The organism is Pseudomonas sp. NY15437, assembly GCF_048068435.1.
Lineage (GTDB): Bacteria > Pseudomonadota > Gammaproteobacteria > Pseudomonadales > Pseudomonadaceae > Pseudomonas > Pseudomonas nitroreducens_B.
Map to the genome: position 1 here is coordinate 359306 of NZ_JBLUQC010000002.1, position 26217 is coordinate 385522.

At 67.6% G+C, this 26217-nt stretch carries 22 protein-coding genes and 1 riboswitch; of the genes, 17 read left to right on the forward strand and 5 right to left on the reverse strand.

The window, feature by feature from the left end:
* Positions 1 to 60: 60 nt before the first annotated feature.
* On the reverse strand, positions 61 to 2034 hold the full coding sequence (locus ACNFIA_RS05745; RefSeq protein ID WP_416783368.1) for an alkyl/aryl-sulfatase: 1974 nt from the start codon (positions 2032 to 2034) through the stop codon (positions 61 to 63).
* A gap of 97 nt (positions 2035 to 2131) precedes the next feature.
* Between ACNFIA_RS05745 and ACNFIA_RS05750 the strand changes: the two genes are divergently transcribed.
* Positions 2132 to 3043, forward strand: a complete 912-nt coding sequence (locus ACNFIA_RS05750; RefSeq protein ID WP_416783369.1) for a LysR family transcriptional regulator — start codon at positions 2132 to 2134, stop codon at positions 3041 to 3043.
* A 74-nt stretch (positions 3044 to 3117) separates the two neighbouring features.
* On the opposite strand, the gene ACNFIA_RS05755 is transcribed toward ACNFIA_RS05750, so the two are convergent.
* Entirely contained in the window at positions 3118 to 3276 is a 159-nt protein-coding gene (locus ACNFIA_RS05755) for a hypothetical protein (protein WP_259753292.1), read from the reverse strand.
* Between the two features lie 123 nt (positions 3277 to 3399).
* The gene (locus ACNFIA_RS05760) at positions 3400 to 3657 is read right to left on the reverse strand and encodes a DUF1145 domain-containing protein (protein WP_259753291.1); all 258 of its coding nucleotides are present in this window, start codon (positions 3655 to 3657) and stop codon (positions 3400 to 3402) included.
* Positions 3658 to 3926: 269 nt separating this feature from the next.
* Positions 3927 to 4025: riboswitch (guanidine-I (ykkC/yxkD leader) on the forward strand.
* Between the two features lie 57 nt (positions 4026 to 4082).
* On the opposite strand from ACNFIA_RS05760, the gene ACNFIA_RS05765 reads away from it, so the two are divergent.
* The 15 genes from ACNFIA_RS05765 to ACNFIA_RS05835 all read left to right on the forward strand — a co-directional run bounded on the left by ACNFIA_RS05765 (position 4083) and on the right by ACNFIA_RS05835 (position 21088).
* The gene (locus ACNFIA_RS05765) at positions 4083 to 5147 is read left to right on the forward strand and encodes a putative urea ABC transporter substrate-binding protein (RefSeq protein WP_416783371.1); all 1065 of its coding nucleotides are present in this window, start codon (positions 4083 to 4085) and stop codon (positions 5145 to 5147) included.
* Between the two features lie 185 nt (positions 5148 to 5332).
* Positions 5333 to 6148, forward strand: coding sequence for an ABC transporter permease (locus tag ACNFIA_RS05770; RefSeq protein ID WP_416783373.1), 816 nt, complete (start codon positions 5333 to 5335; stop codon positions 6146 to 6148).
* Complete coding sequence (locus ACNFIA_RS05775) at positions 6145 to 6948, forward strand: ABC transporter ATP-binding protein (RefSeq protein ID WP_416783375.1); 804 nt, start codon at positions 6145 to 6147, stop codon at positions 6946 to 6948. Before ACNFIA_RS05770 ends, ACNFIA_RS05775 begins: the two co-directional genes overlap by 4 nt.
* Before the next feature lie 10 nt (positions 6949 to 6958).
* Positions 6959 to 7678: an urea amidolyase associated protein UAAP1 gene (locus ACNFIA_RS05780; protein WP_259753287.1), complete on the forward strand. Its 720-nt coding sequence runs from the start codon at positions 6959 to 6961 to the stop codon at positions 7676 to 7678.
* Positions 7679 to 7689: 11 nt separating this feature from the next.
* Complete coding sequence (locus tag ACNFIA_RS05785) at positions 7690 to 8325, forward strand: urea amidolyase associated protein UAAP2 (protein WP_416311554.1); 636 nt, start codon at positions 7690 to 7692, stop codon at positions 8323 to 8325.
* A gap of 271 nt (positions 8326 to 8596) precedes the next feature.
* Positions 8597 to 12445: a 5-oxoprolinase/urea amidolyase family protein gene (locus tag ACNFIA_RS05790; RefSeq protein ID WP_416783377.1), complete on the forward strand. Its 3849-nt coding sequence runs from the start codon at positions 8597 to 8599 to the stop codon at positions 12443 to 12445.
* 362 nt (positions 12446 to 12807) lie between these two features.
* The gene (gene atzF, locus ACNFIA_RS05795; protein ID WP_416783378.1) at positions 12808 to 14616 is read left to right on the forward strand and encodes an allophanate hydrolase; all 1809 of its coding nucleotides are present in this window, start codon (positions 12808 to 12810) and stop codon (positions 14614 to 14616) included.
* 404 nt (positions 14617 to 15020) lie between these two features.
* Positions 15021 to 16094 carry a DUF2157 domain-containing protein gene (locus tag ACNFIA_RS05800; protein WP_259753283.1) on the forward strand — a complete coding sequence of 358 codons (1074 nt, stop codon included), beginning with the start codon at positions 15021 to 15023 and terminating at the stop codon, positions 16092 to 16094.
* Positions 16094 to 16930 carry a DUF4824 family protein gene (locus ACNFIA_RS05805; protein WP_416783380.1) on the forward strand — a complete coding sequence of 279 codons (837 nt, stop codon included), beginning with the start codon at positions 16094 to 16096 and terminating at the stop codon, positions 16928 to 16930. Before ACNFIA_RS05800 ends, ACNFIA_RS05805 begins: the two co-directional genes overlap by 1 nt.
* A gap of 96 nt (positions 16931 to 17026) precedes the next feature.
* Positions 17027 to 17242: a cysteine-rich CWC family protein gene (locus ACNFIA_RS05810; protein WP_416783382.1), complete on the forward strand. Its 216-nt coding sequence runs from the start codon at positions 17027 to 17029 to the stop codon at positions 17240 to 17242.
* The gene (locus ACNFIA_RS05815; RefSeq protein ID WP_416783383.1) at positions 17242 to 17937 is read left to right on the forward strand and encodes a pseudouridine synthase; all 696 of its coding nucleotides are present in this window, start codon (positions 17242 to 17244) and stop codon (positions 17935 to 17937) included. The genes ACNFIA_RS05810 and ACNFIA_RS05815 overlap by 1 nt, the downstream gene beginning before the upstream one ends.
* A gap of 207 nt (positions 17938 to 18144) precedes the next feature.
* Complete coding sequence (locus ACNFIA_RS05820) at positions 18145 to 19197, forward strand: L,D-transpeptidase (RefSeq protein ID WP_416783384.1); 1053 nt, start codon at positions 18145 to 18147, stop codon at positions 19195 to 19197.
* 375 nt (positions 19198 to 19572) lie between these two features.
* The gene (locus ACNFIA_RS05825) at positions 19573 to 20319 is read left to right on the forward strand and encodes a murein L,D-transpeptidase catalytic domain family protein (protein ID WP_259753278.1); all 747 of its coding nucleotides are present in this window, start codon (positions 19573 to 19575) and stop codon (positions 20317 to 20319) included.
* Between the two features lie 131 nt (positions 20320 to 20450).
* Complete coding sequence (locus ACNFIA_RS05830; protein ID WP_416783386.1) at positions 20451 to 20702, forward strand: type II toxin-antitoxin system Phd/YefM family antitoxin; 252 nt, start codon at positions 20451 to 20453, stop codon at positions 20700 to 20702.
* Entirely contained in the window at positions 20702 to 21088 is a 387-nt protein-coding gene (locus ACNFIA_RS05835) for a type II toxin-antitoxin system VapC family toxin (protein WP_416783387.1), read from the forward strand. The genes ACNFIA_RS05830 and ACNFIA_RS05835 overlap by 1 nt, the downstream gene beginning before the upstream one ends.
* Before the next feature lie 8 nt (positions 21089 to 21096).
* Here ACNFIA_RS05835 and ACNFIA_RS05840 read toward each other — a convergent pair whose 3' ends face one another.
* Both ACNFIA_RS05840 and ACNFIA_RS05845 read right to left on the reverse strand, forming a co-directional pair.
* Positions 21097 to 23970, reverse strand: a complete 2874-nt coding sequence (locus ACNFIA_RS05840) for an HD domain-containing phosphohydrolase (protein WP_416783388.1) — start codon at positions 23968 to 23970, stop codon at positions 21097 to 21099.
* 3 nt (positions 23971 to 23973) lie between these two features.
* Positions 23974 to 24807 (reverse strand): substrate-binding periplasmic protein, encoded by an 834-nt coding sequence (locus ACNFIA_RS05845; RefSeq protein ID WP_416783389.1) that lies wholly within the window; start codon positions 24805 to 24807, stop codon positions 23974 to 23976.
* 501 nt (positions 24808 to 25308) lie between these two features.
* On the opposite strand from ACNFIA_RS05845, the gene ACNFIA_RS05850 reads away from it, so the two are divergent.
* Positions 25309 to 26202: an alpha/beta fold hydrolase gene (locus tag ACNFIA_RS05850; protein ID WP_416783391.1), complete on the forward strand. Its 894-nt coding sequence runs from the start codon at positions 25309 to 25311 to the stop codon at positions 26200 to 26202.
* Positions 26203 to 26217 lie beyond the last annotated feature (15 nt).

Genomic DNA, 26217 nt, shown 5'->3' on the forward strand with positions numbered 1-26217 from the left:
ATCGTGCCATCGAGGGACGCGCGGCCAGCAGGGGAACGGCCGCGCGGGAGGGGAAAGGGATCAACTCTTCTGCGGCGGGGTGACGATGTCGAACCAGAAGTCGAAGTCCTCCAGCATGCCGAACAGCTTGGCCAGCAGCAGCGGGTTGCCCGAGCTCTTGAGCTTGCCCTCGAACACCAGGCGTACCGGCGACACCTGCTTGAGCATCAGGCGGTTGAGGTCGGCGCGGTCGATGGTCACGGTCTGCCCGGCGTTCTCGCTCTGCACGCCCTTGATGTTGTTCAGGTGCGAGTTCTTCAGTTCCAGCAGGTACTGCTCGTCCTTGTCCGGCAGCACCAGGTTGATGGCGAAGTCCTCGCCCTCGGCCTTCTCCGCGTTCAGGCGCACGCCCAGGTAGTCGAACAGCAGGCCGGTATCCATCGCCGCCAGGGCATCGGGGCTGCCCGACTTCATCGACGGCAGGTCCTTGGGCACGCCGTTGCGCAGTTCCTGCGCGGCCATCAGGTAGCTGTTGCGCCAGCCGGCGTTCTCCGCCTGGTAGCCGAGCTGTTCCAGGGCGTCCGCCTGCAGGTTGCGTGCGGCCTGGTTGGCCGGATCGGCGAAGACCAGCTTGTTGACCACCTCCACCACCCAGCGGTACTCGCCCTTGTCGAACGATGCCCTGGCCATCTGCAGCAGGTGATCGGCGCCGCCCATGAACTCGACGTACTTCACCGCCGACTCTTCCGGCGCCAGCGGGTTCAGCGTCGCCGGGTTGCTGTCGTAGTAGCCCAGGTACTTGTTCACCACCGCGCGCACGTTGTGGCTGACGCTGCCGTGGTAGCCGCGGTTGAACCACTCGTTGGCCAGCTCCGGCGGCACCTTCAGGCGCTCGTGGATCTGGTTGATGGTCACCCCGTTGTTGGCCAGGTGCAGGGTCTGGTCGTTGAGGTAGCCGTACATGTCGCGCTGCTTCTCCAGGGTGCGGACAATGTCCTCGTGCCCCCAGCGCGGCCAGTTGTGCACGGCGAACATCACCTCGGCCTTGTCGCCGAAGCGGTGCAACGCCTCGTTGATGTACTTGCTCCAGCCCAGCGGGTCGCGGGTTTCGGCGCCGCGCAGGGTGTAGAGGTTGTGCAGCGTGGCGGTGACGTTCTCGGCCATCAGCAGGGCCTTCTGCTGCGGCAGCCAGACGTTCATCTCCGCCGGCGACTCGGTGCCGGGTGTGTTCTGGAAGGTGACGGGCACGCCGTCGATGTCCATCTCCACCAGCGAACCGTCGACGGTCTTGGTCGGCGCGATGAGGCTCATCGGGCCGTGGGCGACGGCCTTGCCGATGGCCATGTCGACATGCCCTTGCGGACCCTGTGGCAACATCGTGCCGTACTGGTAGGTGGCGCGGCGCAGCATGGCGTTGCCGGCGAGCACGTTTTCCTTGATCGCCGCTTCCATGAAGCCCTTGGGCGCGATGATCTGCACCTCGCCCTTGTCCACCTGCTCCTGGCTCACCAGGCCCTTCACCCCACCGAAGTGATCGATGTGGGCGTGGCTGTAGATGATCGCGCGGATCGGCTTCTGCCCGAGCTCCTGGCTCACCAGGGCGTAGGCCGCCTTGGCAGTGGCCGGCGTGGTCAGGGTGTCGATGACGATCCAGCCGGTCTTGCCTTCGATAAAGGTGGTGTTGGCCAGGTCGTAGCCGCGCACCTGGTAGATGCCGTCGGTGACCTTGAACAGGCCGTAGCTGAGGTTCAGCTGGGCCTGGCGCAGCAGGCTGGGGTTGACGCTGGCGACGTCCTTGGCGGCCTTGAGGAAGTCGTAGCCACCCAGTTGCCAGGCGATGGTGCCGTCGTCGTTCTTGATGATGAGGTTGTCGGGGCGCTTGATCAGGCCCTTTTCCACCCGCTCGAAATCGGCGCGGTCATTGAAGGGCAGCGACTGGCGCACCTGCTCCTGGGCGGCCTGGGTGAAGGATGACGGCGGCTTGGGTTGTTCGGCGGCGAGCAGCAGGCCGGGGCAGAGGCTGGCGAGCAGCACGGCGGCGGAAAGACGGGACATCGGAGCACTCCGGACTTTGTTGTTGTGCTCGCACTATGCCGGCCGCTGCGTTAATAATTCCAATGCATTCCTATTCAACAATCGATGCAGGACGCGCATGAGCGATCTTCGCCAGCTACGCCACTTCGTTGCCCTTGCCGAGCACGGCCACTTCGCCCGCGCCGCCGATGCAGTGAATCTCAGCCAGCCCGCCCTGTCGCGCAGCATCCAGGCGCTGGAGGGCCAGCTGAGCTGCCAGCTGGTGGACCGCAACCCGCGCGGCGTCACCCTCACCGCCCATGGCCGGCTGGTGCTGGAGCACGCGCGCCGCCTGCTGGCCGGCGACCGCGCGCTGAAGAACGCGGTGCTGCAACTGGCGGACCTGGAGACCGGTGAGCTGCGCCTGGGCGCGGGCCCCTTTCCCGGCGCGCGCCTGATGCCGCAGGTGCTGGCGCGCTACAGCAGCGCGCACCCGAAAGTCTCGGTCCTGCTCTCCATCGAGAACTGGAGCGAGCTGCACCAGCGCCTGCTGGACGACGAACTGGAACTGTTCATCGCCGACTACCGCGAACTCGAAGGCGACAGCCGCCTCGACATCCTGCCGTTGCGGGTGCACCGCGGCGTGCTGTTCTGCCGACCGGGGCATCCGCTGATCGGCAGCACCCCCTCGGTGGCGCGGGTGCTCGACTACCCCCTGGCCGGCCCGCGCCTGCCGCGCGACGCCCACGAGGGACTGGCACGCACCCTGGGCCGCGAGCAACCGCTGAGCGTGCAATGCGATGACGTGCTGATGCTCAAGGAACTGGTGAAGGGCAGCGACGTGCTCTGCCTGGCCACCTGGGACGTGGTGGCCGCCGATGTGCAGGCTGGCAACCTGGCCGTGCTGCCCTGGCCCGGCAGCAGCGAGGTCGCCGGGCGCGGCTCCGCCTATGCGCTGGTGCGCCACGCCAGCCGCAGCCTGTCGCCGGCGGCCAGCCAGTTCGTCGAGCTGTTGCTGGAGGAAGACGCGGCGTTCAACGCCGCGCTTTGAGCACCATCATGAGAGTTCGGCTCTGGGCTCTCCCTCACCCCAGCGGGTGAGGGGCTCTGGATTTCCCCTGAGACTCAACGGCGCCAGTCCGGGTGGGGGCCACCGTAGTAGCCCGGCGCCGGCGCATCGTAGCCGTAGCGATGCGGGCCGCCCCAGCGGCCGTGGTCATGATCGATGAACACACACCCGGTCAGCGGAAGGGTGAGCAAAACAGCAGCGAAAATACGACGCATGGCGCCTCCATCAGGCGAGCCGGCCGCCCCGCCGGGATGCGGGGCGTACATTCTTCCGGGCTCACAGGATCAGACAGGCGCACCCGACGGCGGTGCCGCGGCCAAAGGTAAAGCTTGGGTAAATCAGCCGTTTACAGTGCCCGCCCGGCGAAGCTTGCGGCTCTGCAGGTGCAGCACGCCGAACAGCAGCACCTGCGCCTGCTCCAGCCAGGGACGGCGGCGCGCCAGCAACAGCACCTCGCCCACATGCGCCACCAGCAGGATCGTGGACAGCCACAGCAGCGGGCGATGCAGCTCGCCGAAGGGGTAGATCAGGTTGAGCACGGCGGCGACCCAGAACAGCGTCAGCGCGCCCTTGGCGAAGCTCAGCAACTCGGACATGGCGATGGATTCCTCGACGGTGAAGGTCACCGCAGTCTGCCGCCGGGCTGGCGTGGCACGCTCCTGCCTTTCGACTGGCCCGCACGCACCAGGATGCGGCGCCGCGCTTCATTTGGGGGCGGACGAACGCCCCGGCATGCAGCGAAAAATCCCCCGTAAGGCGACGCAGCCCTTCTGCCTCGGCACTTTCGCCAACTTGGCACGCCGCTCGCTTGGTTCCCGGCGTGCAGGAACGATCCGAAGCCATCGGACAGCGGCACCACAATCTGACAATGGATGACTAGGGTTCCGGCTCGCGCGGCGAGTGGCTGGTCCGAGAGTCATCGACCTCCAGCGAGGTTACACGGCGGGACAAAAGCCCGGGAGACGAGAGCGACACGTGCCGCCCGACTCCTGCCTGCCCGACAATCGACTGGAGATGCTCCATGCGCAAGCCCCTTCTGACCGCCCTGTTCGCTGCCGGCCTCGCCGCCTTCAGCGTCTCTGCCTCCGCCGCCGCGAAGAACAGCTTCAACCTCTGCTGGACCCTCTACGCCGGCTGGATGCCCTGGGAGTACGCGGCCAGCCACGGCATCGTCGACAAGTGGGCGAAGAAGTACGGCATCCAGGTCAAGGTCACCCAGCTCAACGACTACATCGAGTCGATCAACCAGTACACCGCCGGGCAGTTCGACGGTTGCACCATGACCAACATGGACGCCCTGACCATCCCCGCCGCTGGCGGCGTCGACTCCACCGCGCTGATCGTCAGCGACTTCTCCAACGGCAACGACGGCATCGTCCTCAAGGGCGAAGGCAAGACCCTGGCCGACCTCAAGGGCATGAACGTCAACCTGGTGGAACTGTCCGTCTCCCACTACCTGCTCGCCCGCGCCCTGGAGAACGCCCGCCTGACCGAGAAGGACGTGAAGACGGTGAATACCTCTGACGCCGACATCGCCGCCGCCTTCAACACCGACGACGTGCAGGCCGTGACCACCTGGAACCCGATGCTCGCCGAAGCCCGCGCCAAGCCGGGCACCACCGAGGTGTTCAACTCCAGCCAGGTTCCCGGCGAGATCATGGACATGATGGTGGTCAACAGCGCGGTCCTGAAGGACAACCCCGCCCTGGGCAAGGCACTGACCGGCGCCTGGTTCGAAACCGTGGCGCTGATGCAGGGCGACAGCGCCGAGACCCGCGCCGCACTGGAGCACATGGCCAAGGCCTCGGGCACCGACCTCGCCGGCTACCAGAGCCAGCTCGCCACCACCAAGCTGTTTGCCACCCCGCAGGAAGCACTGGCCTTCGCCACCAGCCCGAAACTGCCGGCGACCATGGACAAGGTGGCGGCCTTCTCCTTCGCCCACGGCCTGCTCGGCGAAGGCGCGAAAAGCGCCGAGGCGGTCGGCATGAGCTTCGCCGGCGGCCTCACCACCGGCGATGCGCAGAACCTCAAGCTGCGCTTCGACCCGACCTACGTGCAGATGGCGGCGGACGGCAAGCTCTGAGGCGGCTGCACATGGCACCTCACTTCACCCCCGAAGCCCCTCTCCCCCGCCCTCTCCCTGAAGGGAGAGGGAGCCGTCCGTGCCGGCTGACGCCATGGTTTCAACTTGCACAGAACGGTCCCCTCGCCCTTCAGGGAGAGGGTTAGGGAGAGGGCGCTTCACACGGAAATCCACAGGTACACCCCATGCGCCTGATCAACCGAACCCCCGACCGCAGTGGCCGCCTGTTCCTGGTGCTGCTGCCGTTCGCCCTGCTGCTGTTCGCCTACTTCGCAGGCTCGGCGTCGCGGCTGGCGGAGAACCCCAACGACAAGCTGCTGCCCAGCGCCGCGCAGATGGCCGATGCGGTCAATCGCCTGGCATTGAGCGAAGACAAGCGCACCGGCGAGGTGCTGTTCTGGCAGGACACCGGCGCCAGCCTGCAACGCCTGGGGCTGGGCCTCGGCATCGCCGCCCTGCTCGGCCTCGTGCTGGGCATCGCCGCCGGCAGCGTGCCGCTGTTCGGCGCGCCGCTCTCGCCGCTGCTCACCGTGCTGTCGATGATCCCGCCGCTGGCGATCCTGCCGGTACTGTTCATCGTCTTCGGCCTCGGCGAGCTGTCCAAGGTGGTGCTGATCGTCATCGGCGTCGCCCCCTGCATCGCCCGCGACATCGAGCAGCGCGCCCGGGAAATCCCCCGCGAGCTGCTGATCAAGGCACAGACCCTGGGCGCCAGCACCTGGACGCTGATCCTGCGCGTGGTGCTGCCGCAACTGATGCCGCGCCTGCTGATCTCCCTGCGCCTGATGCTCGGCTCGGCCTGGCTGTTCCTCATCGCCGCCGAGGCCATCGCCTCCACCGACGGCCTGGGCTACCGCATCTTCCTGGTGCGCCGCTACCTGGCCATGGACGTGATCCTGCCCTACGTGGTGTGGATCACCGCGCTGGCCTGGCTGATGGACTGGGCCCTGCGCGCCCTCACCCGGCGTGCCTTCCCCTGGTACGAAGGAGGCAAGGCATGAGCTTTATCTGCGTCCGTAACGTCTGGCAGTCCTACGACGGCAACGTGGTGCTGGAGCGCCTGAACCTCGAGGTGAACGAAGGCGAGTTCTGCACCCTGGTCGGCGCCTCCGGCTGCGGCAAGTCCACCTTCCTGCGCCTGCTGCTCGGCCAGGAGCGCCCCAGCCGTGGTGAATTGCTGCTCGACGGCCAACCGCTGCCGGGCGAGCCGGACCCGAGCCGCGGCGTGGTGTTCCAGCGCTACTCGGTGTTCCCGCAGCTGTCCGTGCTCGACAACGTCGCCCTGGGCCTGGAGCTGCCGCGCTCGCCGCTGCTCGGCCGGCTGCTGGGCAGCGCCAAGCGCGAGGCCCGCGAACAGGCCGCCGAACTGCTCAAGCGCGTCGGCCTCGGGCATGCCCTGGAGCAGTACCCGAGCGCCCTCTCCGGCGGCATGCAACAGCGCCTGGCGATTGCCCAGGCGCTGGTGATGAAGCCACGCGTGCTGCTGCTCGACGAACCCTTCGGCGCGCTGGACCCGGGCATACGCAAGGACATGCACGCCCTGCTGCTGGAGCTGTGGCAGGAAACCCGGCTCACCGTGTTCATGGTCACCCACGACCTCGCCGAGGGCTTCAGCCTGGGCACCCGCCTGCTGGTCTTCGACAAGGTCCGCCACGACCCGCAGGCACCGACTGCCTACGGCGCCCGCATCACCTACGACATCCCGCTCAACGCCGACCGCAAGGCCGCCCGCGCGGCCCTGCCCGAACCGCTCGCCGCGCGCCTGGAAACGGCCGCGCCGCTGCTCACGCCGGCCTACTGAGGAACCCGACATGAACGACCTGCGCACCACCCTTTACGAAGAAACCGTCCCCGGCGGCGGCCACACCTCCTTCGTCCTCAAGCGCGGCCAGCTGCTACGCCTGACCGACATCGAAGGCGGCGGCAACGTCAGCCTGCTGCTGTTCAATGCCGCCGAGAAAAGCGAGCGGCTGAACCTCCCCGACAGCCTCAAGTGCCAGCACACCGCCAAGCTCACTGCCGGCCACTGCCTGTACTCGGACATGGGCCGCGTGCTGGCCGCCATCACCGCCGACAGCTGCGGCTGGCACGACAGTTTCGGCGGCGTGCTGAACGCCGCCGAGGTGCAGGAAAAATACGGCGCGGGCCGCTACCAGGAACTGCGCAACGGCTTCCACCGCAACGGCGTGGACAACCTGCTGGTGGAAATGGGCAAGTGGGACATGCGCCTGCAGGACCTGCTGATGTGCCTGAACCTGTTCAGCCGCGTGGACGTGGACGCCGACGGCTGCTTGCGCTTCGCCCAGGGCAACTCGACAGCCGGCGACCATGTCGAGCTCTACGCGCCGATGGACACCCTCGTCGTGCTCACCGCCCTGCAACACCCGCTGGACCCGAACCCGCAGTACGCGCCCAAGCCCATCGGCCTGACCTGGCAGCAGGTCGCGTCCGACGGCATCAGCGTGCTCTGCCGCACCTCGCGCGCGGAGAACGGCCGCGGCTTCCACAACACCGAACGCCAGTACCTGTAAGGAGCGCGAGCATGCCCATCGTCCCCAGCGACAAACACCCCGAAGCCTGCGTCTCGCGCACCCTGATCCCGGCCGGCGAACCCAGCCTCACCGAACTGAAAGCCGGGCAGACCCTGCGCATCCTCGACCTGGAAGGCAACCAGGCGGTGGACACGCTGTTCTTCAGCGCCGCCAACCCGCGCGAGCGCTACGACGTGCAGCGCACCCTGCGCAAGCAGGGGCAGGTCTACCTCAGCGCCGGCAGCGTGCTCTGGTCCAACCTCGGCAACCCGATGCTGACCATCACCGCCGACACCTGCGGCCGCCACGACACCCTCGGCGGCGCCTGCGCCCAGGAAAGCAACACCGTGCGCTACGCCCTGGACAAGCGCTACATGCACAGCTGCCGCGACAACTTCTTGCGCGCCAGCCTGCACGACGGCCGCCTGACCAAGGCCGACATCAGCCACAACATCAACTTCTTCATGAATGTGCCGGTCACCGCCGAAGGCGGCCTGACCTTCGAGGACGGCATCTCCGGCGCCGGCAAGTACGTCGAACTGCTCGCGCACATGGACGTCATCGTCCTGATCTCCAACTGCCCGCAGCTCAACAACCCCTGCAACGGCTGGAACCCGACCCCGGCGGAGCTGCTGGTATGGGACTGAAGCAGCCACAAGCGGCAAGCGGAACGCTGCACGCGTTGCGGCGCTGGCTCTTCCTCCTTGCCCAGAGCCGAAGTGCCCAGTGCAGCCCGACGCTGTGCGGCTCTTCATGTAGGAGCGAGCTTGCTCGCGAACAAGATCCCCTGACACGCCGGCGCTAAGCGGTTTCGCGAGCAAGCTCGCTCCTACAGAAAAGCCAAAGCTTCTGCGCCACGGACGACCGTGGCGCGCACCGAATGACGGCGGGACGGCCCGCCCCCATGGGGACGCCCTCATGTTCGACAAACTGCTCATCGCCAACCGCGGCGCCATCGCCTGCCGCATCCTGCGTACTCTTCGCGAGTTGCGCATCGGCGGCGTGGCCGTCTACTCCGAAGCCGACGCCGCCAGCCTGCACATCCAGCAGGCCGACCAGGCCATCAGCCTCGGCGATGGCCCGGCGTCCAGCACCTACCTGGTGGTGGAGAAAATCCTCGCGGGGGCCCGCGACAGCGGCGCCCAGGCGATCCACCCCGGCTACGGCTTCCTCTCCGAGAACGCCGCCTTCGCCGAAGCCTGCGAAGCCGCCGGCATCGCCTTCGTCGGGCCGACGCCGGAACAGCTGCGCCTGTTCGGCCTCAAGCACACCGCCCGCGCCCTGGCCCGCGAGCAGGGCGTGCCGATGCTCGAAGGCACCGACCTGCTGGAAGACCTCGACGCGGCCCTGCGCGCCGGCGAACAGGTCGGCTACCCGGTGATGCTGAAAAGCACGGCCGGTGGCGGCGGCATCGGCATGCGCGTGTGCCGCTCGGCGGATGAGCTGCGCGACGCCTTCGATGCGGTGAAGCGCCTGGGGCAGAACAACTTCAGCGACTCCGGCGTGTTCATCGAGAAGTACATCCAGCGCGCGCGTCACCTGGAAGTACAGGTGTTCGGCGACGGCCAGGGCGAGGTCATCGCCCTCGGCGTGCGCGACTGCTCGGTGCAGCGGCGCAACCAGAAGGTGCTGGAGGAAACCCCGGCGCCCAACCTGCCCGCCGGCATGGCTGAGGCCCTGTGCGCGGCGGCGATCCAGCTGGCGAAAGCCGTCAGCTACCGCAGCGCCGGCACTGTGGAGTTCGTCTACGACAGCCAGGCGCAGCGCTTCTACTTCCTCGAAGTGAACACCCGCCTGCAGGTGGAGCACGGTGTCACCGAACAGGTCTGGGGCGTCGACCTGGTGCGCTGGATGATCGAGCTGGCCGCTGGCGACCTGCCGCCCCTGGCCGAGCTGGTGGCCACGCTGAAGCCCAGCGGCCACGCCATCCAGGCACGCCTCTACGCCGAAGACCCGGGCCGCGACTTCCAGCCCTGCCCCGGCCTGCTCACCGCCGTGCAGTTCCCGGCGGCGGACGGCAAGACGCTGCGCATCGACACCTGGGTCGAGGCCGGCTGCGAGATTCCGCCCTACTTCGACCCGATGATCGCCAAGCTGATCGCCTGGGCGCCGACCCGCGAACAGGCCAGCGCCGGCCTCGACCGTGCCCTCGCTGACAGCCAGCTCTACGGCGTGGAATGCAACCGCGACTACCTGCGGCAGATCCTCGCAGATGCGCCCTTCGCCAGCGGCTCGCCCTGGACCCGCTGCCTGGAAGGCCTGCGTTACCGCGCACAGACCGTGGAGGTGCTCGGCGCCGGCACCCAGACCAGCGTGCAGGACTACCCCGGCCGCCTTGGCTACTGGGCGGTGGGCGTGCCGCCGTCCGGGCCGATGGATGATCGCGCGCTGCGCCTGGGCAATGTCCTGCTGGGCAACCCCGAAGGCGCCGCCGCGCTGGAAATCACCATGAGCGGCCCGACCCTGCGCTTCAACACCAACGCGGTGGTGGCCGTCACCGGCGCGGCGCTGCCGATCAGCCTGGATGGCATCGAGCAGCCGATGGACACCGCGCTGTTCATGGCCGCCGGTTCCACCCTCAGCCTCGGCACCGTTGGCGGCGCGGGCGCGCGCAGCTACCTGTGCCTGCGCGGCGGCCTGCAGGTGCCGGACTACCTGGGCAGCAAGAGCACCTTCACCCTCGGGCAGTTCGGCGGCCACGGCGGCCGCGCCCTGCGCGCCGGCGACGTGCTGCATCTGGCGGAACTGGTCGACGACAGCCACGGCGCCAGCCTGCCGCCGGAGCTGTGCACCGAACTGCCCGCCGTGCGGCAGATCCGGGTGATCTACGGCCCCCACGGCGCGCCGGAATACTTCACCCCGGCGTACATCCAGACCTTCTTCGCCACCGACTGGGAGGTGCACTTCAACTCCAGCCGCACCGGCGTGCGCCTGATCGGGCCGAAGCCGGAATGGGTGCGCGAGAGCGGCGGCGAAGCCGGCCTGCACCCGTCGAACATCCACGACAACCCCTACGCCATCGGCGCAGTGGACTTCACCGGCGACATGCCGGTGATCCTCGGCCCGGACGGCCCGAGCCTGGGCGGCTTCGTCTGCCCGGTGACGGTGATCGAGGCGGACCTCTGGCAACTCGGCCAGCTCAAGGCGGGGGACAAGGTGCGGTTCCTGCCCATCGACATCTCCACCGCCCGTGACTTGGCGGCTTTTCGTAGGACCGAGGGGGGCGCCTTGGCCCTTGCTGGCGAACAGCATGCCACGGCCTTTCGTAGGAGCGAGCTTGCTCGCGAACCCGCGCAGCTCCTGGACCTCCAGCAGAATGCGTTCGCGAGCAAGCTCGCTCCTACCGATCAGCCCAACTCCGCTGCCGCCGGTTTCCCCTCACCCCAACCCTCTCCCACAGGGAGAGAGGGCCGCGCGGAGCTGCCGGCGATTACCGTGCTATCCGGCCACGCGGACAGCCCCCTCTCCCGCTTGCGGGAAAGGGCGGGGGGTGAGGGCAGCCCGAGCGCCAGTCTCACCTCCCCCATCGTCCTCGACCTCGGCCAGGACGACACCCGCCTGGTCGCCCGCCTGGCCGGCGACACCCACCTGTTGCTGGAGATCGGCCAGCCCGAGCTGGACCTGGTCCTGCGCTTCCGCGCCCACGCGCTGATGCAGGCACTGGAGGCGAAGAACCTGCCCGGCGTGATCGACCTCACCCCTGGCATCCGTTCGCTGCAGGTGCACTACCAGCCGGAAACCCTGCCGCTGCACAGCCTGCTGGACACCGTCGCCGGGCTGTGGGACGCTGTCTGCGCCGCCCAGGACCTCAAGGTGCCGTCGCGCATCGTGCACCTGCCGCTGTCCTGGGACGACCCGGCCTGCCAGCTGGCCATCGAGAAGTACATGACCACCGTGCGCAAGGATGCGCCCTGGTGCCCGAGCAACCTGGAGTTCATCCGCCGCATCAACGAGCTGCCGGACCTGGAGGCGGTGTACCGCACCGTGTTCGAGGCCAGCTACCTGGTGATGGGCCTGGGCGACGTCTACCTCGGCGCGCCGGTGGCCACGCCGCTGGACCCGCGCCACCGCCTGGTGACCACCAAGTACAACCCGGCGCGCACCTGGACCGCGGAAAACTCCGTGGGCATCGGCGGCGCGTACATGTGCGTCTACGGCATGGAAGGCCCCGGCGGCTACCAGTTCGTCGGCCGCACCCTGCAAATGTGGAACCGCTACCGCGAGGTCGCGGCGTTCGACGGCAAACCCTGGCTGCTGCGCTTCTTCGACCAGGTGCGGTTCTACCCGGTGTCCGCCGAGGAACTGCTACGCATCCGCCGCGACTTCCCGCTGGGCCGCTATCCGCTACGTATCGAACACAGCGAACTGCGCCTGGCCGACTACCAGCAGTTCCTCGCCGAGGAGGCCGAGAGCATCGCCGCCTTCCGCCGCCATCAGCGCGCCGCCTTCGATGCCGAGCGCGAACGCTGGATCGCCTCCGGCCAGGCGCACTTCGAGAGCGAGGAAGCCGCCGTCGACAGCGGCGAGGACGCCCCGCTCAGCGCCGGCCAGCATGCCGTGGAGAGCCACATCGCCGGCAACCTCTGGCAGGTGCAGGTGGAAGCCGGCGCCAGCGTGAAGGCCGGCGACATCCTGGTGATCCTCGAATCCATGAAGATGGAAATCCCCCTCACCGCCCCGCGCGACGGCGTGGTCCGCGAGGTGCGCGTACAGCCCGGCTCGCCGGTGCGCGCCGGGCAGCGGGTGGTGGTGATGGAGGAGGCGTGATCGAAAACTGACGAGCGCCCTCTCCCCAGCCCTCTCCCTGAAGGGAGAGGGAGCAGTCCGGAGCAAGCGGCACCTTTCGAAGCAACCGGAAACTACAGCTGCGCCAAGAGACAAGCTGTGGATCGATCCCAACACCGCGCCAGCCTGCTCTTCCCCCTCTCCCTTCGGAGCGGGGCGCGTAGCCAGGGCCGGGGAGAGGGTAGCCGCCCAGCACAGGAACCCGAAACCACGACACACCGACGGGTGGGTCGTGGTTGGAAACAGACACCACGCCGGACTGCTCTGCCCCCTCTCCCTCCGGGAGAGGGCTGGGGTGAGGGAAATCCGAGTGAAGAATTGACAGGATCAAAGGACCTCCAACCATGCCCACCACCTTCGACCTCCGCCTCGCCACCCTGCGCGCCGCCTACCGCGAAGGCCGCGCCACGCCGCGCCAGCTGATCGCCGAGCTGCGCGACAAGGCCGCCGCGCTGAACCCCGACTACCTCCTGTTCATCCACCTGTTGAGCCTGGAAGAACTGGAGCCCTACCTCGCCGCGCTGGAGAAAACCTCCCCCGAGGCGCTGCCGCTCTATGGCATCCCCTTCGCCATCAAGGACAACATCGACCTCGCCGGCATCCCCACCACCGCCGCCTGCCCGGCCTTCGCCTACACGCCGGAAACCTCCGCGACCCTGGTGCAGCAACTGATCGACCTGGGCGCCATCCCGCTGGGCAAGACCAACCTCGACCAATTCGCCACCGGCCTCAACGGCACCCGCTCGCCCTACGGCGAATGCCGCAACAGCGTGCTGCCCGAGTACCCCTCGGGCGGCTCCAGCGCCGGCTCCTCCCTGGCCGTGGCGCTGGGCGTGGCGAGCTTCGCCCTGGGCACCGACACCGCCGGCTCCGGCCGTGTGCCGGCGGCGCTCAACGGCCTGCTGGGGCTCAAGCCGAGCAAGGGCCTGCTGTCCAACACCGGCCTGGTGCCGGCCTGCCGCACCCTGGACTGCATCACCTACTTCACCGCCAGCGCCGCCGAGGCCAGCGAGCTGCTCGCCCTCACCGCCCGGCTCGACCCGAAGGACGGCTACAGCCGCGCCAATCCGGCCTGGAACGACGCCGGCGCCTTCGGTGCGCCCCGGCCCTTCCGCTTCGGCGTGCCGCGCGCCGACCAGCTGGAATTCTTCGGCTGCCATGAAGGCCCGGTGCTGTTCACCGATGCCCTCGACCAGCTCAAGGCCCTCGGCGGCGAGCCGCGGGAGATCGACTTCGCGCCCTTCCTCGAAGCCGCGCGCCTGCTCTACGAGGGCCCCTGGGTGGCCGAGCGCTACAGCGTGGCGGGCGAGCTGATCGAGCGCGACCCACAGGCCGTGCTGCCGGTGATCCGCGACGTGCTGGCCAAGGCGCCCGGCGCCACCGCCGTGCAGGCCTTCGGCGCGCAGTACCGGCTGCAGGAACTCAAGGCGCGGTGCGACGCGATCCTCGCCGACCTCGACTGCGTGCTCACCCCCACCATCGGCCGGCCGGTGACCCTGGACGAGCTGCACGCCGAACCGGTGAAGCGCAATTCCGACCTGGGCTACTACACCAACTTCATGAACCTGCTGGACTACGCCGCCGTCGCCGTGCCCAGCGCCCTCATGGGCAACGGCCTGCCCTGGGGCGTGACGCTGTTCGGCCGCGCCTTCACCGACCAGTACCTGCTGGGCCTGGCCGACGCCCTGCAGCGCCAGCACAACCTGCCCCTCACCGGCGGCAATGCCATCACCCCGGCGTCCTCCGCCAACCCCGCGCGCAACGACCGCGCGCGCCTGGTGGTGTGCGGCGCGCACCTGGATGGCCTGGCGCTGAACGGGCAACTGCGCCAGCGCGGCGCGCGCCTGCTGCGCGCCACCCGCAGCGCCCCGGCCTACAAGCTCTACGCCTTGGCCGGCGGCCCGCCGCTGCGCCCCGGCATGTTGCGGGTAGCCGAGGGTGGTGTGGCCATCGAGGTGGAAGTCTGGGAGCTGCCCAGCGCCGAGCTGGGCTCCTTCCTCACCGGCATACCCGCGCCGCTGGGGCTGGGCAAGGTGCAACTGGAGGACGGCAGCTGGGAAACCGGCTTCATCTGCGACGCCTGGGGCCTGGACGGCGCCGAGGACATCAGCCACTTCGGCGGCTGGCGCGCGTGGCTGGCAAGCCGCACCTGATCGTGCGGAATTTCGCAGGGCGGATAACTTGTTCCAGGTTATTCGCCCTACGCCTCGACCTCGCTCCAAAAACCGATCCATGCGCAGGAGCAACTGCCTTTGCCTGAACGTCCGTGACAGGGGGCCGGCCCTCTCCCTAACCCTCTCCCTGAAGGGAGAGGGGACTGGATCGGCACCGGTGGAACTGCGGCGTCAGCCGGCACGGGCTGCTCCCTCTCCCTTCGGAGCGGGGCGCGCAGGCAGGGCGGGGGGAGGGATGTCCCAGCGCAGGAGTTTCCCGGTAGGAGCGGGCCATGCCCGCGACGGCGTATGACGCCACGCGTCATGCGCGCTGCGAAGCTGCCCATGGAACCGCGCCCCGCCGGCAGCTAGAGTTCAAGCATCATCCGCCGCAAGGACAGGTCATGCCCGACCTCAGCCACCAGCAGGCGCAGCACCGCGTCAACGATATCCTCGCCTTCGACCGAGAGTTGCGCCGCCTGCACGACGAAGGCGCCCTCCTCCTCGACAACGCCCAGCGCGAGCGCCTGCACGACCACCAGCAACGCCTGCTCGCCGACTACCGCGCGCGCTTCGACATCGATCGCGACAGCCAGGACCACCGCCTCTCCCTGGGCATGCGCATCGCCTCCTTCCTCGGCGCCCTGGCGCTGGCCGCCAGCCTGTTCTTCCTCTTCTACCAGTTCTGGGGGCTGTTCAGCGAAAGCGTGCAGGTCGTCATCCTCATCGGCGCCTCGCTGATCAGCCTGCTGCTGACGCTGCTGCTGCAGCGCCGCGATGCGTCGGGCTACTTCGCCAAGCTCGGCGCCATGCTGGCCTTCGCCTGCTTCGTGCTCAACGTCGTGATGATCGGGCAGATCTTCAACATCACGCCCTCGGACAAGGCGCTGCTGCCCTGGGCCGCCTACGCCCTGCTGCTGGCCTACACCTGCAACGCCCGGCTGCTGCTGTCCGCCGCGCTGGTCTGCGTGATGGCCTTCGTCGCCGCGCGGGTCGGCACCTGGAGCGGCGCGTACTGGCTGGACGTGGGCGAACGGCCGGAGAACTTCTTCCCCGCCGCGCTGCTGATTTTCCTCGTTCCAACGTTCTTCTCGCAGCAGCGCTTCGACGGCTTCGCCGCGATCTACCGCGTCTTCGGCCTGCTCGGGCTGTTCCTGCCGATGCTGGTGCTGGCCAACTGGGGCGGCAGCAGCTATCTGCCGTTCCACCCGCGCTCGCTGGAAAGCGCCTACCAGGTGCTGGGCTTCGTCGTCTCGGCGCTGGCCATCTGGCTGGGCGCGCGCCGCGAATGGCCGGACGTGGTGAACACCGGCCTGACCTTCTTCGTGATCTTCCTCTACACCAAGTTCTTCGACTGGTGGTGGACCCTCATGCCCAAGTACCTGTTCTTCCTCGTGCTGGGCCTGTGCGCGGTGCTGATCCTGCTGGTGCTGCGCCGCCTGCGCCGCGCCCACGGCCTGCTGGGAGGGACCGCCTGATGAACTGGACGCGCACCCATGCCCTGGCCGGCGGTGTCGGCCTGATCCTGCTGGTCAACGCCATCGCCCTGGGCGGCGTCGCCTGGAACCGCTCCGGCGAGCCCGACAGCACCTTGCCGCTCAGCCAGCGCGAGCTGCTGCGCAACAGCGACTGGTACAAGGAAAACAGCGGCCTGAGCCTGCGCCTGCACTGGCGCACGCCCAGCCGCGACGAGGACGCGCGGCAGCACAACCGCGGCTGGCAGCCCGCCCTCGACAGCAGCAAGATGGCCGAGCTCGGCTTCACCATGCCCGAGCAGGTCGACGACGACAGCGCCCGGCGCTTCGGCCGCCAGCAATCGCGCGATGCCCTGCTGGTGCTGGAACTCAATGGCCCGCTGTACGAGCGCGAAGTGCAGCTGACCCGCAAGCGCCTCGACGAAGCGCGCCTGGCCGCCGATGCCGCGCCGCAGAATGCTCGCCTGGCGGACGAGCGCGACTTCATCCGCCGCGAGCTGGACAGCGAGGAGAAGACCGACACACGCCTGCTGCTCAAGGACGTCGGCCGGGACCTGGCGACCCTGCGCGCGCGCTACCCCGATCGCCGGCGCTACCTCATCGTCCACGGCCAGGTGCGCCCGGTGTCCAACTACTACGAGCACATCTGGACCCTGGGCGGCACCGCCAGCTCCGTCGGCACCGACAGCCTCAACGTGCCGCACCAGTGGCGCGAGCGTCTCGACCAGATCACCGCGCAACCGCACCGCGCGGCGGACGGCCGGGCCCAGCCCTTCGTCGCCGATGTCGCCTTCGGCCGGCGCCTGGAACCCTGGATCGTGCGCATCGAGATGCCCTGAGCCAGCACCGCGCGCCGATCCGAATCCGCTTGCGCGATGCGGGTCGGCGCTGCACCCTGTGCGCCCGCATCGCCACCGCTTGCCGCCCGACCGGCCATGAACGACGCTACTCCCGCCCCCAGCCGCTGCCCGCTCTGCGGCCAGTCCAACCGCTGCACCCTGGCCAACCCGGCGCTGGCGGGCCAGGACTGCTGGTGCTTCAGCACGCCCGTCGACCGCGAGGCGCTCGAGCGCATCCCGCCTGAACTGATCGACCGCGCCTGCCTCTGCCCGCGCTGCGCAGCCGGACTGAAGGCCGCCGAGCAAGCCTGATGCGCCTGGACCGCTTCATCGCCAACCTGCCGCACCTGAACCGCCAGCAGGCCCGTCAGTTGCTCGCCGAGGGCCGCCTGCGCGTGGATGGGCAGGTGGTGCGCGATGGCCGCCACGAGGTACGCGAGTTTTCCCGCGTGGAGCTGGACGACGGGCTGCTGCAGGCCGGCAAGCCGGCGCGCTACTTCATGCTGCACAAGCCGGCCGGTTGCGTGAGCGCCACCCGCGACGCCGAGCACCGCACCGTGCTCGACCTGCTGGACGAGCCGGACAAGCACGAGCTGCACATCGGCGGCCGCCTGGACTACAACACCACCGGGCTGTTGCTGATCACCAACGACGGGCAGTGGTCGCGGCGCATGACCCTGCCGGGGCGCAAGCTGCCCAAGGTCTACTACGTCGAGACGCAAGACCCGATCGAGGAGCGCTACATCGCGACCTTCGCCCAGGGCCTGTATTTTGCCTTCGAAGACCTCACGACCCTGCCCGCCCAGCTGGACATCCTCGACACCCGCGCAGCGCGCCTGACCCTGCATGAAGGGCGCTATCACCAGGTCAAGCGCATGTTCGGCCATTTCCAGAACAAGGTGACCCGCCTGCACCGCGAACGCATGGGCAGCCTGGCGCTCGACCCCGCCCTGCAACCCGGCGACTACCGCGCGCTGACCGCGCAGGAAATCGCCGAACTGGGCTGATCCGCCCTGTTGCAGGAGCGAGCTCGCTCGCGAACCGCCCCCGTACCAGGCCCACCGGCAACCCTGTTCGCGAGCACGCTCGCTCCTACATACTGCGCCGGTCGAACGTTCGGAAAAGCCCTACGCGCACCGTTCAGCCCGGCAGTTTGCAGCCGCCCGCGCCGCTTGGCTAAGCTGCCAGCCAACCCCGCGTCCCAAGGAAAGGTGATGAAGAAACTCTCGGTTGCCCTGCTGATCGCCCTGAGCGCCAGCGTTGCCGTTGCCAACCCGAGCAAGCCCTCGCCGTTGTCCAACCTGCAGGCCGCGCTGAAGACGCTCAAGCCCGGCCAGTTCCTCTGGTACCCGGAAATCTCCCCGGCGGGCCCGGTGACCGTGGTGGTCAGCCTCACCGAGCAGCGCGCCTACGTGTACCGCAACGGCATCGCCATCGGCGTGGCCACCGTGAGCACCGGCAAGAAGGGCAAGGAAACCCCCACCGGCGTGTTCTCCATCCTGCAGAAGAAGGTCGAGTACCACTCCGACCTCTACAACAGCGCGCCCATGCCCTACATGCAGCGCCTGACCTGGGACGGCATCGCCCTGCATGCCGGCAACCTGCCCGGCTACCCGGCTTCCCACGGCTGCATCCGCCTGCCCATGGCGTTCGCCAAGAAGCTCTATGAGGTCACCGGCTTCAGCACCACCACGGTGATCATCTCCGATGCCAAGAGCTCGCCCGTGGAGGTCTACCATCCCGGCCTGCTCGCCCCCATCGTCAGCGCCGGGCGCGCCGCCGGCCCGCATGACGACAGCGGCATGGTGGTGCCGTTCTGGGGCGACCCGGGCGCGGAAAAGGGCCCGGTCTCGGTGCTGGTCAGCCGCGCCGACCGCCGCCTCTACGTCTATCGCGGCGGCGTGCAGATCGGCACCGCGCCGGTGGCCTTCGAACATCCCGAGGAGAAAACCGGCGTGGCCGCCTTCTCGTTGCTGGAGAAGCCCACGCAGAGCGAGATCGACAGCGAGAACCCCAACCTGCGCTGGACCAGCGTGCAGGTCAGCGATCCGCAGCGCGGCCTGTCGCCGGCCGAGCAGCTGGGCAAGTTCAGCCTCGACCGCGAGTTCCTGCGCAACCTGCTGGCCAGCATGGATGTGGGGAGCACCCTGGTGATCACCGACCTGCCCTCCACGCGCGACATGCGCAGCAACCCTGACTTCACCGTGATCACCACCAATGACCGCCAGGCCGAGCAGAAGCCGGTCAAGAACCAGAGCGTGCAGTAGGGCGATGAACCGGAGTGACGTTGCCGTGCTCCGGACTTCCCCTACAGCCTGTTCATCGTTTCCCTGCTCCCATCACCTGCCGCTCACGCCACACTGTCGGCACTCGCCCACGGACAGACGGCCTCAAGCCGGCCGTGCAAGCTGCCGAAGAATCTCGAAACACAACGAGTCAAGGCGCCTGTCCGGGGCGAGCTCCTTTCGCCCAGCTCCCCAAAAACCAACGCTTTGCGGCGATCCACCGCACGGGAAAGTTCGTAATTACCGACGGGCGGGGCCATACTCGATCAAAAAACAGCCACACCACTGATCAAAAATCACGCACAATCCGGCGTTTCCCAGAAAAAACCATATCGATTCCACGGGAATGTTGTATTCATGCTGACTTTCTTGAAGTTACGGGGGTTCTTCCGGATTTCGCTCGCCAGTGCCGCGCTTTTTGCGTTCGGCAGCTGGCAGACCGCGTCCGCCGCCCGCCTGCCCACGGCCGAGGAACTGCACCGCCTCGCGCCCGCCACCAACACCGAAACCCTGCGCCTGGCGCTCAACGCACTGCAGTGCGCCAGCACCCAGCTCGGCGGCCAGAACCGCCTGTTGACGGTGATCGACTACTCCAAGCCGTCCCGCGACAAGCGCCTCTGGGTGTTCGACCTGAAGCAGCGCACGCTGCTGTTCGAGGAGTGGGTCGCCCACGGCAAGAAGAGTGGCGAGGACATGGCCACCTCCTTCTCCAACCTGCCCGAGAGCAACCAGTCCTCCATCGGCCTCTACCAGACCGGCCAGACCTACAGCGGCAAGCACGGCCGTTCCCTGCGCCTGCTGGGCCTGGAACCGGGCTTCAACGACAACAGCGAGGAGCGCGCCATCGTCATGCACGCCGCCGCCTACGCCGACCCCAAGGTCGTCCCCGGCCTCGGTCGCCTCGGCCGCAGCCTGGGCTGCCCGGCGGTGCGCCCACAGGTGGCTCAGCAACTGATCGACACGGTGAAGAACGGCAGCTACGTGTTCGCCTACTACCCGCAGCAGCAGTACCTGCGCAACTCGCAGTTCCTCGCCGGGCAAAGCTGCACCGTGGCGAAGAACCCGCAGATCAACCGCTACGCCACCAACCTCGCCAAGCGCTGATCCCCGCCTGTTCCGCCAAACGCAAACCGCCGCATCAGCCGGCGGTTTGCGTTTGGATTGCTGCTGCTCGGTCCCTGAGCTAGCATCGCGCAAGGTTAGTTCACTGGGTTAGCTAACACCGAGGTAAAGCTATGAGCAGCGATATCGAGATCGTGAACATTCACGACGCCAAGACCAACCTGTCGCGTCTGGTCGATCTCGCCAGCAAGGGGCATCCCTTCATCATTGCCATGGCTGGCAAGCCCCTGGTGAAGGTCGAGGCCATCCACGACAAGCCGGAGAAGCGCATCGGCGCGCTCAAGGGCCTCTATCCGGCCGTGGACGACATCGACGTGCCCTTCGCCGACGACATCGCCCAGCTGTTCAGCGGCGAGGCCGACTGATGCGCCTGCTGCTGGATACCCACATCCTGCTCTGGGTACTGACCGACGACCCACGGCTGACCAGCGAGATCAGGTCGCTCATCCTGTCCGATGACACCGACCTGTTCTTCAGCGCCGCCAGCATCTGGGAAATCTCGATCAAGAGCGCACTCAAACGCGCAGACTTCCCCTATGACCCGAGCATCGTTCGCAAGGCCCTGCTGGACAATGGTTACGCCGAACTGCCCATCACCGGCGAACATTCGGTCTTCGTGGGCTCCCTGCCCGCCCTGCACGCCGATCCCTTCGATCGCATGCTGATCGCCCAGGCGCATGTGGAAGGCATGCTGCTGCTCATTCACGACAGCAAGATCGAGGGTTATCCGGGGCCGATCCGCAAGATCTGAGCCCGCCCTCAGGCCTTCACCCCATCGAGGATCTGCAGGATCGCCCGCACGTCCACGGCGTCCATCTGCTCTGGGTTGAGGAAGCGCTCGCCGTACTCGCGGTACACCCCCTGGCTGATGAACAGGCGGAACAGATCGGCGTCGATGTGCTGGTCGCGGGCCATGAAGGCGAGGATCTTCAGCGACTCGGAGAGCGTCTTCGGTGCCTTGTACGGGCGGTCGGCGGCGGTCAGCGCCTCGAAGATGTCGGCGATCGCCATGACCCGCTCGGGGATGCTCATCTGCTCGCGAGTCAGTTTGCGGGGGTAGCCGGTGCCGTCCATCTTTTCGTGGTGGTTGGCGGCGATGGTCGGCACGCGGCGCAGGTGGCGCGGCAGCGGCAAGGTGGTGAGCATCATCAGGGTCTGGACGATGTGCTCGTTGATCTTGAAGCGCTCCTCGTCGTTCAGCGTGCCGCGGCGGATGCCCAGGTTGTACAGCTCGCCGTAGTGGCTGGCATAGGGCGGCAGGCGCATGTCGAAGCCCCAGATATTGCGCGGGTCGTCCTTCGCCACCGGCGGCTTGCGCTCGCCCCACATCACGCGGTGTTCGGGCTTGTCGGCGAGCAGGCATTCCTCGGCCGGCAACGGCCGCTCGGGGCGCCCCTGCAGGCGCTCGGCCTCGTCGTGGGAGATGCCCAGGCGGTCATCGAAATAGCGCAGCCAGCGGCGCTCGCCGATCTGCTTGAGGCGCTCGATGTCCTCGTCCTTCATGAATTCGCCGCCGACGTTGGCCTGGGCGACGAAGGCAAAGTCGTCGCGCAGCGATTCGTGCAGCGCGTCGCGGCGGGCGGCGAGCAGGCCGATGTCGTTGCCTTCGGCGATGCCGCGCCAGTAATCCAGCTCGATGTCGCGCCAGATCACCTCGAAGCGCGTGCGCACTTCGTGCAGGCGGTTGTACAGCGTCTCCAGCTTGGTCGCCTTGTCCACCACGTACTCGGGGCTGGTGATCTTGCCGCAGTCGTGCAGCCAGGCGGCGATCTGGAATTCATAGCGCTCGGCGTCGCTCATGGTGAAGCCGGCATACTCGCCGTCCCGCGAGTCGATGACCTTCTGCAGCAGCAGGTCGGCCAACTGCGGCACGCGCTCGCAGTGGCCGCCGGTATAGGGGCTCTTGGCGTCGATGGCGTCGGCCAGCAGCTTGATGATGGCGTCCAGCAGGCGCTGCTGGGCTTCGATCAGCTGGCGGGTCTCGATGGCCACGGCGGCGGCGCCGGAGAGCTCCTCGACGAAGCGCTTGAACGGCTTGCGCGGCTGCTGGCTGTGCGCGCCCTCCTGGGCCAGTTGCAGGACGAGGATGCCCAGCAACTCATCGGAACGGTTGCGCAGCGAGACCTCCAGGTACTGGCCGCGATTGGCCAGCGCCAGGTCCACCCGCTCGGCCAGCTCCGCCTCGGTGAAGCCTTCGATCAGCATCGATTGCGGGTACTGCTCGCCGTTCACCGCGCAAGCCAGGCGCAGGCGGCAATCCTCGTCGTCCAGCAGGTAGACCGCGCCGCCCATCACGTTGGTGGCTTCCACCAGGCGCGAGAGCACGCCGTCGAGCATGCTTTCCAGGCGCGTCTCGCGGCTCAGGGTGAGGGTGATCGCCTGGAAGTTGTGGATGGTGCGCGACATGCTGCCCATCACGCTGCTCAGGTCGCGAACCTCGGCGATCTTCGACTCCACGCCGACCGGCCGGGCGAAGTCGAAAGCCGCCAGCGCGCCCACCTGGTCCGCCAGCGCCGTCAGCGGGCGGGCGATGCGCCGGCCGATGTACCAGCCGATCAGCAGCAACACCAGCAGCAGCGTGCCGCTCCACAGGGCCTGGTTGAACAGCAGTTGCCGCGCGCCCGCCAGCAGCTCCACGGCGGGGATGGCGATCAGCACCTTCACCTCGTTGCTGGTGAAGTTCGACAGCGGCACCCAGATGCCGTACCAGACCTCGCCGCCGACCTGATACGACTGCGGTGTTCCGGACGGCACCTTCTCGGCGTTGAGCGCGCTCAGCGCCGGCACCTTCAACTCAGCCAGCGAGGCCAGCCGCAGTTCCTTGCCTTCGTGGATCATCAGGCGGGACAGGTCCGGGTAGGCGATCACCGTGCCCTTGCCGTCGACCACCGCCAGCTCCGTGTTGGCGGTCTGGCGCAGGTCGCCCATTTCGCCGCCCAGGTCGTTGACCGAGGCATCCATGCCGATCACCGCCGCGCCGTCGACGCTGCGGTGCGCCAGGGTCAGGCCAATCTCGCGGGTGGTGAAGAAGACGTACGGCTGGGTCAGCACCGTCTTGCTGGTGAGGCGCGCCTCGTTGTACCAGGGCCGCTGCCGCGGGTCGTAGTTGTAGTCGGGGCGCTCCTGCACGCGCAGCAGGCGCAGTTCGCTGTCATAGAAGCGCCACTCGCCCAGCAGGCCGCCCTGGCCGTTGAGCGTCTGGCTCTGTACCAGGTACATGGCGGCATCCGGCGCCTGCAGGGTCTGGCGTACCTCGGGCACGCGCAGCGCGCGGATCAGCAGGAACTCGCCATTCGGATAACCGATGTACACCGCGCTCAGGGTGCGGTTGGCGCGCAGGTTTTCCACCAGCATCGGCAAGCGATCCAGGCGCGCCGGCAGGTTGTCCGTCTGCGAGATGGGGTCGTGGGTGAGCAGGCGCAGCGCGCTTTCCGCCGGGTCGATCAGGCGGCGAATGCGCTCGTTGATGGTCGCCCCCAGTTGGCTGGCCGACTCGCCGGCCGCCGTTACCAGCGCGCCTTCCACACCGCGGTATCCCTGCACCAGCAACGCGCCCGCCAGCACCAGCATGCTGGCGATGATGGCCCCGGCCACCAGCAGTTGCAGCGGAATACCCCGTTCGAATGCCTTCATCCTTTACCAGCCTCTGTCCGTGGAGCTGTAGCGATATCCGCTGTCGAGCAGTCCTTCCGCCACCGGCGGCGGTGCATTGTCACGCATGATCCGGGCCAGGGTGCCATCCAGCCACAACGTCTCCAGCAGGCGCATCCATTCGGCGCCCTGCGCCGGAGTGAAGCGCTTGCGAGAGAGCATCAGGTTGTGGGGCGTCGCCGGCCCGGGCATCACGTCTACCACATGAAAGCGTTCACGCTGACGACGGTCGTGAACGGCCCCTTGCAAATTCATCTCATGGCCGATCACGCCCTCCACATCACCATTGAGCAGGGCGCTGAAGCGGCTCGTGTCGTCCTTGTACTCCACCACCCGCCCCTCGGCGCGCAGGATGCGCAACATGCCATCGATGAAGGCGCCGTGGCGGTAGCCGGCGATCACCCCCAGGCGCGCGCCGGGCATGTCGTGGAAGGCGTCCAGGCTGTTGATCTCGCCCAGGTCGTCGCGCACGATCAGCTTGTTGCGCAGGTACAGGTACGGCAGCAGGTAGGTGTAGGCCCGCCGCTGCGGCGTGGCGACGCCGCTGGTACCCATCTGCAGATCGCCGCTTTCGAGCAGGCTCCAGATTTCGTCCCGCGGGCGCACGGAGGTGACGAACTCGCAGCCGGTGCGCTTGCCCAGTTCGGCGATCAGGTCAGGGTCGATGCCGACGTCGTCATGGAAGAACACCACGTTGCGGGTGTAGGCGACGCTGATCGGCTGCTCGCAACCGTAGCGATCCTCCGCCATGGCGTGCGCACACAGCCAGGCGGCCGGGGCAAGGACCAGCGGTGTGACGAACCTTGGGTGAAGTGCCATGGACCCGCTCCGCACGCGGTATCGGCCTCAGGGGGAGCACGGCGTGATCGCTCGTCTTCGGCAAGGGGCATAACAGCTATCCCAAGAGTGTAATCCGGCTTCACCAAAGCGCCGGACAAATACGCGGAGAAATGTCATTTCGTCGGAATTCGCACCACCGATGTGACTCAAGCACGCGATGACGGTTGCGCCGGCGGAACGGTGCTGCTTAACTCTAGCTCAAGCGTGACCAATGAGTCACACGCTGCATCCAATACAGCTTTTCGCGGCACGCCGTTCCCCACGCCGCCCCTTCCCTGCCTGATCAATAGCCCGAATCCCCGTCCTGACCGGCGCCGGAAATCGTGCCCATTGATGCTCCAACCAGTTGAAAATCAAGAGATTGTTAACTTTCGTCGAGTGACATGAAGCTGTCACGTCAAGACGCTTTCCTCTGCCTGGGTACTTTCTTCGCATCCGATGGTGGGTGCGCACCATGACCTGCGTCTGGAGGAATACGACATGAGGCCGGAAACCGCCGTCGTCGAGATTCAGCAACATCGGGTACACACGGAGTTCCACGCCAACAGGGAAGCGCGCCAGACCATCATCCTGGTCAATGGCTCGCTGGCAACCACCGCCTCCTTCGCGCAAACGGTGAAATACCTGCAACCGCATTTCAACGTGGTCTGCTACGACCAGCCGTACGCCGGCCGGTCCCGGGCGCACAACGACTGCCGCGAGTTCATCACCAAGGAGTACGAGGCACAGCTGCTGCTGGGCCTGATCGAGCACTACCGCGCCGACGTGGTGATGTCGTTCTCCTGGGGCGGCGTCGCCACCCTGCTCGCCCTGGCCGAGCGCCCGGCGCGGATCCAGAAGGCGGTGATCAACTCCTTCTCGCCGCTGCTCAACGCCTCGATGCTCGACTACCTGCACCGCGGCCTGGACTACCTCTCCGCCTGCGACCGCGCCAACATCGGCAACCTGGTGAACGACACCATCGGCCAGTACCTGCCGCAGTTGTTCAAGCGCTACAACTTCCGACACGTCAGCGGCCTCGACGAGCATGAATACCGGCAGATGCACTTCCACGTCTGCCAGGTGCTCAAGCTCAGCGCGGAAAGCTACATGGAGAAGTTCGCGGCCATCGACATCCCGTTGCTGTTCATGAACGGCGAGTTGGACATCTACACCACCCCGGCCGAGGCCAAGCTGTTCCAGCAACTGATCCGTGACTGCGAGTTCCGCACCATCCGCAACGCCGGTCACTTCATCGACGTGGAGCACAAGAAGGCCTGGCAGGAAACCCAGGACGCCCTCCTGAGCTTCCTCCAGCCGCAACGCCACCCGGTGCTGGCCAACCCGTACCTGCCCACCAGCCAGGGCGTCCCCATCGCCGCCATGGTGGGCTGATGCAGCCTGCGCCCA